This window comes from Hydrogenophaga sp. (assembly GCF_051860785.1).
In the GTDB taxonomy this organism is placed as follows: Bacteria; Pseudomonadota; Gammaproteobacteria; order Burkholderiales; family Burkholderiaceae_C; genus Hydrogenophaga.
Genome location: NZ_JBIMLB010000040.1, coordinates 1 through 13,249 on the forward strand (window position 1 = coordinate 1; position 13,249 = coordinate 13,249).

Below are 13,249 nucleotides of genomic sequence, written 5' to 3' on the forward strand. Positions count from 1 at the left end.
GTGGTCGCCGTTTCATCTGCAACACTCCTTCCGCCTGCGCGGTGGTTAGTGTGTTGCATCGACCGGTTGAATCCGCCCTGCGTAGCAGTCATAGAGTCCTGGAGGTTGAACGGCAGCAATAGGTGGCCGAATTGAATGCAAATCGTTGATGAGTTTGGGATGGAAATCGGTGGAGGACTTGTTGTGCGAACGCCTAGTGGGTTTGCTCCAAAATACTCACCCGGGTGCCCACTTGGCTTCCGGGCAATGGTCGCCACTGCCAATGAAACGCAACAGCCCTACTCTGTTAATCGCAACACCAGTCAACGACTTCCTTCTCAAAGGAAACGCAACAGTAGCCTGGTGCACTTAAATCGATGTTGTACGCCTTGGACAGCGATGTGCCACCCTTGAAAGTGAGGTCGGCCGCAAACGGCGATTCAAACAAGACGCCGAGTGTCCAGACGACCCACAGGTCCTTTTCCAGCAGATGGGCTGGCCTGCCCGTCTTCGCCCGGGCCTGCTCCAGAACTTCGTTCTGGTCCTCCTTGCTCAAGTCGAAGTAGCGCTCAGCCACGCAGCGTCTCTTCGCCGATGGCCCTGGCCATCCAGGAGGGCAACGCCGCCCGGGACGCTGCCAGTGCTTGCCACTCGGCGGGCGGCAGCGTGCGATGCAGGGTGCTCAGCGATTCGCTCACGTGAGAGGGCCCCATCCAGGCCAGGGCGCGCACGGCGGAGCCGGCCGGACCTGGCCCGAGCGCCAGCATCCAGCGCGGTGCGTGTTTCACCATGATCTCTGAGCGACCGAGCTTGAGATGGCGGGTGCGGCCCGAGGTCAGGTACACCTCGCGAATCGGCACCTGTTGGGTCAGCCCCAGTGCATTGGCCGCATTGGCTCCGTGAGGCGACACGACCTCGCCATGTTGGGCGGCCAAGGCTTGGACCACTTTTTCAGGTGAGGGCGCACGCGTTCCGAACCGGCTCGACACAGGCATGACGTAGGTGCCCCGAGCCACACGCAGCAGCTTTCCCTCTTTTGTGAGGCGAGACAAAGCCTGATCGACCGCATCGCGGCTTCCCATGTGCAGAAACTCCTTGGGCGACAACACGCCTCCCTCGGGCAGGGACTTTGCGTGAAGGAGGATGAACTCAGGGAGCGTAACCATATTGAAACCAGTTTATCAGAAATACAGGTTAGTTTCTGACATCAAGAATATCGTTCGTTGTCCTGAAAGCTGCTTGCGTTTCGGTGGGCCGTGAAGCGACGGGGGTGCTTTGGATGCTGGCCAACCCACCCTTGGCGGCTTTGATCGGGCTGCGCAGCCGCCCCAGTGCCAGCCCAGTCACTGCGGCAGAGACCTGCTCATCAAGCGCCTCCGACCAAAACTCCCTTGCCCACGATGGAGATGATGTTCACGGCTTCGTTGCCGCAATGGCTGCAAGCAAATGTCTGATCCGGCAATGGGATACTTTGGCAATATTCGCAGCCCAAGGTTGGACCCCATCGAAATTGCGCCCATGACACCTGTTGAAGGATTGCGTCCGTGAGTGGACCGCTGTGAACCACGCCACCCTCGTCACGCTCCGGGACCGCCACCCCGCCTGGAGGTTGCTGGCCTCGCCGCATGCGCCGCTGGTTGCCAACTTCCTGCACCGGGTCTTCGTGGCGCCGAACGAGCGCGTCATCAGCGAGGCCGACCTGGCCGAGGCACTGGAGGACGAACTTTTTGTCTTGCGCGAGCAACTCGGATCCGAGACCTATCCCAAAGGTGCTTCGGAGTACCTCAACGACTGGGCTGCTGCCGACAAGGGCTGGCTGAGAAAGTTCTACAAGCCCGGTACCGACGAGGCGCAATTCGACCTGACACCGGCCACCGAGAAAGCCATCGCATGGTTGGGGTCGCTCACGGAACGGGCATTCGTGGGAACCGAGTCACGCCTGCTGACGCTGTTTGCGCTGCTGGAGCAGATCAGCGCTGGCACCGAGACCGATCCGATCAAACGAGTCGACGACCTGCGCAAGAGGCGAGATGAGCTCGATGTGGAGATCGCCCGCGTTCTGGCCGGCGATGCGCCCGCGCTGGACGACACAGCGGTCAAGGACCGCTTCCAGCAATTTCAACAGCTCGCCCGAGAACTGCTGTCCGATTTCCGCGAGGTGGAGCACAACTTTCGCCTGCTCGATCGCAAGGTGCGCGAGAAGATTGCTCTCTGGGAAGGCTCCAAAGGAGCGCTGCTCGACGAGATCATGGGCGAGCGCGATGCGATTGGCGACTCGGACCAAGGCCGCAGTTTCCGCGCCTTCTGGGACTTTCTCATGTCCAGCAGCCGTCAGGAGGAACTCTCCGCGAGGTTGGATCAGATACTGGCGCTGCCGGTCGTGGCTGCGTTGAAACCCGAACCGCGCACTCGCCGCGTGCACCATGACTGGCTAGAAGCCGGGGAACACACGCAGCGCACCGTGGCTCAGTTGTCGCAACAGCTGCGCCGCTTTCTGGACGACCGGGCCTTTCTGGAGAATCGGCGCATCCTCGACTTGCTGCACGGCATTGAGAGCAAGGCGCTGGCCCTGCGGACTGCTCCCCCCACCGTTGGCTTGATGACGATCGATGCGATGGGGGCAGAGGTTGAGCTGCCACTGGAGCGACCCATGTTCACGCTGAGTGTGAAGCCGCGTCTCGCTGATCTCGCGCTGGAGGTGGACCCAGCAGAAGACGACATCAGCACCGATCGATTGTTCGACCAGATCGTTGTGGACAAGGCGCGCCTGCGTGCAACGGTCCAGCAAGCGCTTCGAGTACGGGCGCAGATCACGTTGCGTGAGTTGATCAACGACGAGCCACTACAACAAGGGCTGGCTGAATTGGTGGCCTATCTGGAGTTGGCCCACGACGGTGACGTCGTTGGCGGTGGCGCAGCATCCGTGGATGGCTTGCGTGCTGTTGTTGACGAAACTGTTGAAGAACCCATCCAGTGGAGGGCGAGCAATCCAATGGGTGAACCGGTGACGCGTGAGGCGCGTCTGCCCCGTGTGATCTTCACGCGATGACGTCCGTCGACGTGGCTTGAAAGGGAGAAGAACATGACTGAATCGCTGCACGAGAGCCCGTCGGTGGGTGCTCCACTGGTCACTTTGCCGACTGTGCCCGAGTTGACGCAACTGATGGTGCACCTGCTCAAGGGCGTGCTCTACCGTGAGGATGATGAGCGGTTGTGGGCGAGCCTCTTTCGTTTGCAGGCGCGGGTGCGAGAACAAGCAGCGGTGCTGCTGCTCGACCTGGTTCTTGATGAAGCCGAGGGTTACGCGTTTCTCAAGAGCCGCCCCGACCCAGACGAGTCGGAGGGCGTACCTCGGTTGCCCCGGCTCGTCGCGCGGCGCCCCCTGTCCTACCCGGTGAGCTTGATGCTGGCCTTGCTGCGAAAGCGCATGGCAGAGTTCGACGCCGGAGGAGGCGACACCCGCCTGGTTCTATCGCGCGACGAGATGTCCGAGCTGATGCGGGTGTTCTTGCCTGACGGGACGAACGAAGCTCGGCTTATCGATCAAGTGGACGCAACCATCACGAAGGTGGTCGATCTGGGCTTTCTGCGTCGGCTCAAACCTGCAGCCGGCAGCGGGCTGGACAGGGGAAACTACGAAGTGCGGCGCATTCTGAGAGCCTTTGTCGACGCGCAGTGGCTGGCCGACTTCGACGCGCGGTTGGAGGTTTACCGCACGGCGCTGGCCAGCGCTGTCCCTGGCAAGCCCCAGACTGAAAGGTTGGCCGATGCTTGAGTCGCCTTCGCTGTCACTGGATTTTGTGGACGACAACACCCGGGTAGGGTTTCGCTTGCATCAACTGGAGGTGCTCAACTGGGGCACCTTCGACAAGCGAGTATGGCGATACAACCTTGAAGGTCGCAACGGCCTGCTCACTGGCGATATTGGTTCGGGCAAGTCCACATTGGTCGATGCCATCACCACGTTACTGGTGCCTGCGCACCGCGTGGCCTACAACAAGGCTGCAGGAGCGGATGCTCGCGAGCGCAGCCTGCGCTCCTACGTGCTTGGTCACTACAAGAGCGAGCGCAACGAGGTCACCGGTAGCGCCCGACCCGTGGCGCTGCGTGATGCGTCAAGCTATTCGGTCATCCTCGGCGTCTTCCGCAACGAGGGTTACGACCAGGCGGTGACCCTGGCCCAAGTGTTCTGGTTGAAGGATCCTCAAGGCCAACCTGCTCGCTTGTTCGTGGCGACCGAGCGGCCGATGAGCATCGCTGAGGACTTTGCCCACTTCGGCAGCGACATCACCGCATTGCGCAAGAAGCTGCGCGCCTCGGGCTGTGAGTTGTTCGACAGCTTTCCGCCTTACTGCGCCTGGTTCCGTCGTCGCTTCGGTATTGAGCACGAACAGGCATTGGAGTTGTTTCACCAGACGGTCTCGATGAAATCGGTGGGCAACCTCACCGACTTCGTGCGCAGCCACATGCTGGAGCCGTTTGATGTGGGCAGCCGCATCGAGGCCTTGATCCGCCACTTTGACGACCTGGACCGCGCCCATCAAGCGGTGCTCAAGACCAAACGACAGGTTGAGCTGCTGACACCCCTGGTCGAGGACGGGCGTCGCCACAGTGCCTTGGTCTCGGAAATCCAGGGCTGGCGCGATGGGCGAGACGCGCTGCACCCGTATTTCGCAGGACTCAAGGTGGAGCTGTTGGATCGGCGGCTGGAGCTGCTTGAAGAGGACGCCTCCCGGTTTGATGTCCAACTCGAACGTTTGGGGGCCCAGCGCGAAGCCGAGCGAACGGAGATCGCGAAGCTGGAGCGCAACTTGCGCGAGAACGGCGGCAACCGGCTGGAGGAGCTGGCCGCCGATATTCGCCGCCTTGAGCACGAAAAAGCCCAGCGTCAGCAGAAGGCCGATCGCCACAGCACCTTGCTTGCGCGCATTGACGAGGCCTCGCCAATCGACGAGGCAACATTTCTCGATCAGCAACAAGCCATCGCTTCTCGCGCGGAAGGCTTGCGTGAACGCATCGCAGACTTGGACAACCGCGAGCGCGAGGAGGATTTTGCGTTTCGCAAGGGACGTGAAGAACACACAGCCTTGTCCGAGGAGATCGACAGCCTTCAGCGGCGCAGGAGCAATATTGATGCTGCCCAGGTTCGCATCCGTGATGCGTTGTGCGCCGCACTCTCGATTGACGAAGGCGACCTGTCTTTCGCGGGTGAGCTGATCCAGGTGCGCGAGGATGAGCGTGAGTGGGAGGGTGCAGCGGAGCGGTTGTTGCGAGGCTTCGGCGTCGCGTTGCTGGTGCCGGACGCGCACTACAAGGCTGTTGCGGAATGGGTGGACAGGCAGCACCTGGGCGCGCGCCTGGTGTATTTCCATGTGCGACCGAAGAAGCCTGGACAGGGTGCCAGCCTTCATCCGCAGTCGCTGGTAAGAAAGCTCGTCGTTAAACCCGATTCGCCGCACTACGAGTGGCTGGAGCAGGAACTTCGCAATCGTTTTGATGTGGCCTGTTGCGATTCGGGGGAGCAGTTTCGCCGCGAGACCCGTGCCATCACGCGTTCGGGGCAGATCAAGGATCCGTCAGGCCGCCACGAGAAGGACGATCGCAGCCGCATCGACGACCGCAGCCGCTACGTGCTGGGCTGGAGCAACGCTGACAAGTTGCGGGCCTTGCGTGACCAGCGCGAGCGCCTGGAAGACAAGCTGGCCACACTGGGCAAGCGCATGGGTGAGATCCGCGATGCACGCTCGGAGCTGAATGGCCGACTGGAGACGCTGGCCCGTTTGGAGGAGTTCTCGCGCTTCGCAGACATCGACTGGATGAGCTTGGCACGCGAGATCGCGTCTCTCGCTGAGGAGCGCGCGCGACTTGAAGCTGCATCGGACACCCTGCAGGAGCTGGGACGGCAGTTGAAGGACATGCAGGGCAAATTTACCGAAACCGAGGCCAAGCACAGTGAAGCGTTGGGCAAGCGTGGCGAAGTGAGAGCCAAGCACACCGCGGCCGAAGATTTGCGGAGTTTGTCCAGTGCAGCCTGTGATGCCATGCCGCTCGATGGCCCCCAGGTTGATCGATTGAACGCCTGGCGAGTTCAAGCACTCGGCGAGCATCAGCTCTCGGTGGAGTCCTGCGACAACCGTGAGCAGGACATGCGTCGATGGCTGCAGGAGCGCATCGACGCGGAGGACAAGCGCCTGGCCCGACTGACCGAGCGCATTGTGAACGCCATGCGCGGCTTCAAGGACGAGTTCAAGGCAGAAACGGTCGAGATGGATGTGAGTCTGGCAGCGCTGCTCGAGTACGAACGCATGCTTGATGGCTTGAAGAGCGATGATCTGCCGCGGTTTGAAGCCCGTTTCAAGGAGCTCCTCAACGTCAACACCATCAATGAAATCGCCAACTTCAACGCCCAACTTGCCCGCGAGCGGGAGACGATCAGGGAGCGCGTTGACCTGATCAATCGATCGCTTCAGGTGATCGACTACAACCCCGGTCGCTTCATCGTGCTGGTGGCGCAGCCCAGTCCTGATGCGGAGAGCCGTGACTTCCAGCAGGATCTGCGTGCCTGTACCGAGGGTGCTCTCACGGGCTCATCTGATGAGCAGTATTCGGAGGCCAAGTTCTTGCAGGTCAAAGGCATCATTGACCGATTTCGTGGGCGAGAGGGACTGTCGGATGCCGACCGGCGCTGGACCGCCAAGGTGACCGACGTGCGCAACGGATTCTTGTTTTCTGCAAGTGAGCGTTGGCGTGCTGATGGCGTGGAGCACGAACACTATTCCGACTCCGGTGGTAAGTCCGGTGGGCAGAAGGAGAAGCTCGCTTACACCGTGCTGGCCGCAAGCCTGGCCTACCAGTTCGGGCTGGAGTGGGGCGCCGTGCGTTCGCGGTCGTTTCGCTTCGTCGTTATCGACGAGGCGTTTGGGCGCGGCTCTGACGAGTCGGCGCAGTACGGGCTTCGCTTGTTCCAGCAACTCAATCTGCAACTTCTGATCGTCACACCGCTGCAAAAGATCCACATCATCGAACCTTTCGTGGCAAGCGTTGGTTTCGTCCACAACGAAGGAGGGCGGGATTCCAAGTTGCGCTGCCTGTCGATTGAAGAATATCGCGCGCAGAAGGCGGAAGCTCAGGCAGCAAACCAGATTGCAGGAAGTGCTGCGACCGGAGCCGCTGGAGGCACAGCGACATGAACTGGACGACGCCCTCAGACCTTCGCGCCCAGGTTCAACGTTTGTGGGAACGTGGAGATTTGCTGCGATCTTCGGTTTCGAGCTCTCGAATTTGGCCCGTTCGCCTGTCGCTGAAGGTGCCCAGCGCTGGCGATCTCTCTGATCGCTTCGAGGCCGTGCGGGACTGGTTGAGCGCGTTGTCCGCCACCCCTCATGTGCGGATTGAGTGGCGAGATTGGAACCATCGGGTACAGGGAACCCAGCGTCTGCCGTCTGCCGTTTGGATCGACACACTTCAGTCGGCGTTGGCTTTGATCGGCAAAACCAGTCAGGCACAACGCTTCGAGGCGATGTGGCAACGGACCGCGATCGCGCAACCCCGGCTGCTGGATTGGATGTCCCGGCGTCCGCTGCAGGCGCTGGATCTGATCGATCGGTGGGATCGCCTCTTGGCGGTTGTTGATTGGCTGCAGGCCTATCCTCGTCCCGGCGTCTACCTGCGGCAGGTGGACGCGCTCGGGGTGGACAGCAAATTCATCGAGGCCCACCGGGGGGTGTTGACCGAGCTGTTGGACTTGGCGCTGCCGCCCGAGGTGATCGACAACTGTGCGAGCGGGACATCGCAGTTCGCCCGCCGTTTTGGCTTCCTGGACAAGCCGGTGCGGATTCGTTTCCGATTGCTCGATCCAACCCTGCCCAGCTTGTCGGGTTGCCAGGGGTTGCCGGATATCACGCTGGACGCTTCGAGCTTCGCTGCGCTCGCGCTACCCGTTGATCACGTATTCATCACCGAGAACGAGACCAATTTCCTTGCCTTCCCGCCAGTGGCGAGAGCGATCGTCGTGTTTGGCGCGGGCTACGGCTGGGAACCGTTGGCGCGCGCTGCATGGCTACACCGAAGCCACTTGTACTACTGGGGTGACATCGATACCCATGGCTTTGCCATCCTTCATCAGTTGCGTGGCTACTTTCCCCACGCATCGTCTTTCCTCATGGACCGCCAGACGCTGCTCGCACATCGCTTGCAATGGGGCGATGAGACTGAGCCTGCACGCCACGAGCTGTCGAGCCTGACGGTTGAGGAGGCTGCGGTTTATGACGAACTGCGCTTCGATCGCATCCAACCCAAGTTGAGATTGGAGCAGGAGAGGATCGGATTTGGGTGGTTCGCAGCTCAACTCGGCCGCATGTCCTCAGAGTTGCAGAGAACGACGTCACAGCTCTTTGGAGGCTGATGCTCATCACGATGACGCGGCTTTTTTAGCCGATTTGGGGTGGCAGGGTTTTGGCTATGCCGTCCATGGCGCACTGCTGAATCGAATGGTTTGGCCGGCGATCACCGAAGAGAAAATCTGTTCTGGGTCTCTTGACTCCGGTGCTTTGTTTGAGATTCTGAAGAGAGGAAGCCGAGTGCGCCTCCTCTCACAACCCAACCAAAGTGATTGACCCATGAAAAATGTTCTTCCCTGCCGCTTCGGCCTGGCCACACTAAGCGTCGCAGTTGTGCTGAGTGCGTGTGGCGCCGGATCGAACGGTTACCCCTCCTCAGAGGACGTCAAGGCGTGGCATACCAGGACGGCCAGTAATGGCTATTTCAAGCTGCAGACCGTTGAGATCACGGACCTGGACTGCACAAACCCATCCAGGAAGGAGATGGACCAACTGTCCCGTGCGGCTGCCTTCATGGGTTCAAAGGCTGAAGAGGCGATCAAAGGGGCTGTCAAATGCAGCTACACAGTCAACGCCTCGTTCAGCGGCGTTGACAAGCCGTTTCTCAAGACCCCAGGTTATGAGGTGAATGGGCTCAAGCTCACGAGTCAAGGGTTCATGCGTGTGCCCAAGGGCGACAGCTACGAGTGGCAGGGCAGCACCCGCCGTCTGCCGAAGACGCCGGGATGAACCGATGTCGTTCGACGTTGGATCAAAAAAACTTTCGTGGCAGCTGCAAGTTGCCTAGAATTCAAACCAAGGCGCCCGCCGTACTTGCACGCGAGTAGAAACAGGTACTCCACACATCGTCATTGATTTCCCTTTTGGGCCTCGTCGTCGGGGACTTAAACGCGTGCGTCTGACCCGACTCGTCGAGGTTAACCAAAGGAAAAATCATGTCCTTGAGAGAGCTTGCGCACCTTGCGCAGCAAACCCTTCAGACCCATGCGGGCGGCCCTGTCAAACGCAGCCATGTGCACGAACTCCTTGCTGCTGCGTTTGGACATCGATCATGGGCTGCGTTTCGAGCTACTGCGGTGCTGGCCGACGCGGGGGTTGGTGAAGGGCCGTCCGACGCATCGCCCCAGGTGATCGGTCGAGCGGTTCAATTGGGCTACCACCAGCAGGCCGCGGCTGGGATAGCGCGGTCGTTTCTGGTCTTCATCGCTGAGCACCAACTCTCCTCTGTCTCCTGGTCTACGTTGGGTGCCGGGCTGGCGCTTCCGGTTGTTGCTGAGGGCGACGACCAGGACGATGAGAACGATGACTACGAGGAATTCGAGGAGGTCAGGCTGGCAGCCCCTGCGCAGCCGACGGGTGCTGCACTTGAGCAGCTCAAGCGCTCACCCATGCTGAAGTCCAGCGTGGAGGAGGCGGCCGAGTCTGCCAACCCGCATGCGCACTTTCTCCTGGCCGCGCTCTACCGCTGCCGCACCCCCAATCCCTACCTGTATGAGGAGTCACTCAAAGGCCGGGTGCTCAATGCTGCCGAACGTGGCTGGGTTGAGGACTACCTCCGCCTGGAACCCCAGCACCGAAAATACGAGGCGCATCTGAAAGCGGCAGCGCTGGGTGGTGTTCGAGCGGCGGCACTGGAGTACGGAACCCACTTCGAGAGTCGTGATTTCATCGCGCTGGCCGAGCGGCTCAACGGAGACGTCGACGCGTCCATGATGGCGCGGGTCGCGACAACGCCAGAGGCACGTGCATCTTGGCTGCGTCTGGCTGCCCAGCAAGGTGTTCGTTCGGCACTGGAGGAACTTGCGCATCAAGGCGACGCTTGGGCACAGGAGCGCTTTGCGGAGCAGGGCGATATCCACTGGCTGCGGATGGCCGCAGAGGGAGCGATCGAGATCGGTGATGCGCTGCGCGCGTGGACCTGGCAGTATCTGGCGCTCGAACATGGGGTCGATCTCACCCGATCAACCATGGCGGCGTACCACGACGGTGGTCAGCAGGATGGGCAGTTCTACGACAGCGACTTCGGAGGGGCAATGTACGTCGACGGTAGCGAAGGATTGGCGCTGCCCGCATTGAGTCGCGCTGATCACCGAACGGCCAAGGCTGAGGCGAAGCTGATTTTTCGCAAGTTTTCGTAGCTCGGACCTGGTGCCGGCGAATTGGGGGCGATCTATTGGATCGCTCCCAATTTTCAGTAGAGGCTTAGGTGATGGGGGGCTTTCCACCGACGGCCATGTCATGTTGTCAGCAACTCGGACAGCGAGGGCTGTTGAGAATTCTGATGGAGCTTGCTCGAGAGTGGCCTGGCGAGCTGTGCTTGGTGTGGTCGGCCTAAAATCTGTCCTGAGGACAGATTTTAGGCCGACCACGTGTACATTGCAAACATACAATATTGCGATCGAATGCCAAGTACAGTAAAATTAACGTCCTTAGGACGTTAATTTTACTGTACTTGCTTACCAGATCAGAATTTTCAGCTGCCGCCGTCGCTCCTGCAGAGGGCATTGCAGACCGATTGGCGACGTGGGAGCGGCCAGTCGTCACCGACTATGAGCTGGGCGTTCTGCTGTGCGCAACGCGTCCGGAGGCGGACGCCACCATCGAGCAGGGCTTGTACAAGGCCATCGTGGACCGGTTGAGTTCCTTTCGCCTGATCGCGCCAGCCAAGGACTTCAAGCCCGGTGCCGTCTTCCAATTGTTTGGCCGCCCCAAGCCCTCGGCCATGGAGGTCGCGTGTGCGGTGGATCCATTTGCCTGTGTTTCCCACCTTAGTGCGATGGAGTTTCACGGTCTCACGGATCGCTTCTCCAAGATCCTCTACCTGACGACCCCCCCAAACAAGGAGTGGAGAGAGCAGGCTCAAGAGAGGATGGCCAGGGATCTCGGCCAACACATGGCGGTGCACCGCGCAGCCAGGCTGCCGATGTTGCGGTACTTGGGCTTCGAGCGTGTTGAGGGTGTGCGTGTCGAGTTGATGCGGCGCTCCAGCCGCGGGGCATTCAAGGCCATCAAGTCTCCCGCGATCAGGGTCGCCATGGTCGGGAGGGTGTTTCTGGACATGGTGCGTGAGCCCTACAACTGCGGGGGCATGCAGCACGTGGTGGATGCCTACCGCGAGTACGGCTCACAGTACCTGTCCCTCATCCTGGAGGAGATCGATCGCCACGGGAAACCCATCGAGAAGGTGCGGGCTGGCTACGTGCTTGAAGAGGTTTGCAAGATCGAACATCCTCGCATCGACGGTTGGAAGGACTTTGCACAGCGCGGGGGCTCGCGCATGCTGGATCCTCAGGGCGAATACGCCCCGACGTTCTCTGAGACCTGGAAGCTGTCGATCAATGTGCCTTCGTTGTTGACCGATGGCCGCGACGGGGAAGGGCAGGCTGGAGAAGGCTTGGCCGGGGAGGGCACTTGAGGCCGTTGAATGAGGTGGACATGGAGGCCTGGGTGCAGCAGGCTCCCGACAAACCCCAAAGAGGTTTTCGGGAGGCGGTGCACATCATCCTGGAGAGCATCGGGCGCTCCCAGCACCTGCAGGCCAGGATGGTGATGAAGGGTGGCCTGTTGATGGCCATTCGCTACGACAGTTCGCGCTACACCCGCGACATCGACTTCTCCACCACCGCGCCCTATGTCGCCGTGGAGGCGCAAGAACTGGTCGCCGATCTGGAGCAGCACCTGGCGGCCGCCGCAGACCGCTTGCCCTATGGGACAGCGTGCCGTGTGCAGTCCAGCAAGATCGAGCCCAGGGGCGAGAACAAGACCCACCAGACGCTGGCGCTGAAGATCGGCTACGCCGACATGGGCAGCGAGAGTGCGATGAAACGCCTTCTTGCTCGCAACTCCGCTCAGGTGGTGGAAATCGACTACAGCTACAACGAGGTTGTCTTCGGGGTGGAGGTGCTGCAGCTCGATGGCGGCACCACCATCCAGAGTTACAGCCTGCACAACATCGTCGCCGAGAAGCTGCGCTCCTTGCTGCAGCAGCCGGTGCGAAGGCGCAACCGTCGCCAGGATGTCTACGACGTCTGTCTGCTGCTGGACTCGTCCGACTTGGCCAGGGAACTGGGAGGGCAGGAGCTGGCGAGCATCCACCACATGCTGGTGGACTCGTGCCGCTCCAAGGGGATCGAGCCGGGTCCTCTGTCGATGGACGACGAGGAGGTTGTGCGCATGGCACGGCAAGGTTACGAGGGGCTCAAGGACGATGTCGCGGGCGAGTTCCCGGACTTTGAAGAGGCCATGGCCCGGGTGCAGGGGCTGTACCGCTCACTGCCGTGGCAGTAGGTAACCCGGCGAACGTTTCTGTTGTGTGGTCGATGGTGTTGAAAACACCGATTATCGATACCAAGCAGGTAAAGCCGAGATTGGGTACTCGGACGATTTAGGCCAGCCGCTCTCGTTCATAGCCCCATTGCTGTGGGACCGTTGTGCAGCGGTTGCTGCCGTTCGAGTTTTCAACGTGAATGCCCTTGGCGTGCCGGATTGCGATCACTCCTATTCATGCATCGTGGTAATGCGCAGAGACAGGTTTCAGGCGCGCAGTTGACATTGCTAGAGAGTTGACAACAGCGTGCAGAGATCTGCAAGCTCGACGAGCAAGACTGCAGCAGCATCAAGCATGGTGCGATCAATCACCTGGGCGTGTCGCCAGCGTTGATGGCTTACCGCGAGCACAAGGCCATGCTGGGCAAGACTTAGGCCGGCGAGAAGTTCCCGGCGGTTGTGATGATGGGGGCTGGCTGGATGGTGGTCCCCGACATCAAACCAGGCAAGTGATGGTGAGTGGCTGACCCGCCCTGGGTCAGCCACTCAGTCGGGATCGCTGTTTGCAGGTGATCCCGTCCTTTTTGTCAGTTGGCGCAACAGCGCTGTGGCCAACCAGCCATCACTTTGATCCACCCGAAGCCTTGGCCACGTAGGCCGCCAGG

Annotated in this window: 10 protein-coding genes; 8 read left to right on the forward strand and 2 right to left on the reverse strand. The window is 60.6% G+C overall.

The genetic code is table 11. The annotated features are described in order from the left end of the window. Positions 1 to 286: 286 nt before the first annotated feature. The gene (locus ACTIF6_RS26650) at positions 287 to 556 is read right to left on the reverse strand and encodes a hypothetical protein (RefSeq protein ID WP_371133076.1); all 270 of its coding nucleotides are present in this window, start codon (positions 554 to 556) and stop codon (positions 287 to 289) included. Next, on the reverse strand, positions 549 to 1,145 hold the full coding sequence (locus tag ACTIF6_RS26655; RefSeq protein WP_305683992.1) for a DUF6088 family protein: 597 nt from the start codon (positions 1,143 to 1,145) through the stop codon (positions 549 to 551). The genes ACTIF6_RS26650 and ACTIF6_RS26655 overlap by 8 nt, the downstream gene beginning before the upstream one ends. 392 nt (positions 1,146 to 1,537) lie before the next feature. On the opposite strand from ACTIF6_RS26655, the gene ACTIF6_RS26660 reads away from it, so the two are divergent. The 8 genes from ACTIF6_RS26660 (at position 1,538) to ACTIF6_RS26695 (ending at position 12,605) form a co-directional block, all read left to right on the forward strand. Continuing rightward, positions 1,538 to 3,028 (forward strand): DUF3375 domain-containing protein, encoded by a 1,491-nt coding sequence (locus ACTIF6_RS26660; RefSeq protein ID WP_305683991.1) that lies wholly within the window; start codon positions 1,538 to 1,540, stop codon positions 3,026 to 3,028. A gap of 33 nt (positions 3,029 to 3,061) precedes the next feature. Further along, positions 3,062 to 3,754, forward strand: a complete 693-nt coding sequence (locus tag ACTIF6_RS26665; protein ID WP_370871372.1) for a DUF4194 domain-containing protein — start codon at positions 3,062 to 3,064, stop codon at positions 3,752 to 3,754. Further along, positions 3,747 to 7,169, forward strand: a complete 3,423-nt coding sequence (locus ACTIF6_RS26670; protein ID WP_439590721.1) for an ATP-binding protein — start codon at positions 3,747 to 3,749, stop codon at positions 7,167 to 7,169. Before ACTIF6_RS26665 ends, ACTIF6_RS26670 begins: the two co-directional genes overlap by 8 nt. Beyond that, entirely contained in the window at positions 7,166 to 8,383 is a 1,218-nt protein-coding gene (locus ACTIF6_RS26675) for a DUF3322 domain-containing protein (RefSeq protein WP_439590722.1), read from the forward strand. The genes ACTIF6_RS26670 and ACTIF6_RS26675 overlap by 4 nt, the downstream gene beginning before the upstream one ends. 214 nt (positions 8,384 to 8,597) lie before the next feature. Then, complete coding sequence (locus tag ACTIF6_RS26680; protein WP_439590723.1) at positions 8,598 to 9,047, forward strand: hypothetical protein; 450 nt, start codon at positions 8,598 to 8,600, stop codon at positions 9,045 to 9,047. Between the two features lie 206 nt (positions 9,048 to 9,253). Next, the gene (locus ACTIF6_RS26685; RefSeq protein WP_439590724.1) at positions 9,254 to 10,456 is read left to right on the forward strand and encodes a hypothetical protein; all 1,203 of its coding nucleotides are present in this window, start codon (positions 9,254 to 9,256) and stop codon (positions 10,454 to 10,456) included. 377 nt (positions 10,457 to 10,833) lie between these two features. After that, positions 10,834 to 11,733: a type IV toxin-antitoxin system AbiEi family antitoxin domain-containing protein gene (locus ACTIF6_RS26690; protein WP_439590725.1), complete on the forward strand. Its 900-nt coding sequence runs from the start codon at positions 10,834 to 10,836 to the stop codon at positions 11,731 to 11,733. Continuing rightward, positions 11,730 to 12,605 (forward strand): nucleotidyl transferase AbiEii/AbiGii toxin family protein, encoded by an 876-nt coding sequence (locus ACTIF6_RS26695; RefSeq protein ID WP_439590726.1) that lies wholly within the window; start codon positions 11,730 to 11,732, stop codon positions 12,603 to 12,605. The genes ACTIF6_RS26690 and ACTIF6_RS26695 overlap by 4 nt, the downstream gene beginning before the upstream one ends. Positions 12,606 to 13,249 lie beyond the last annotated feature (644 nt).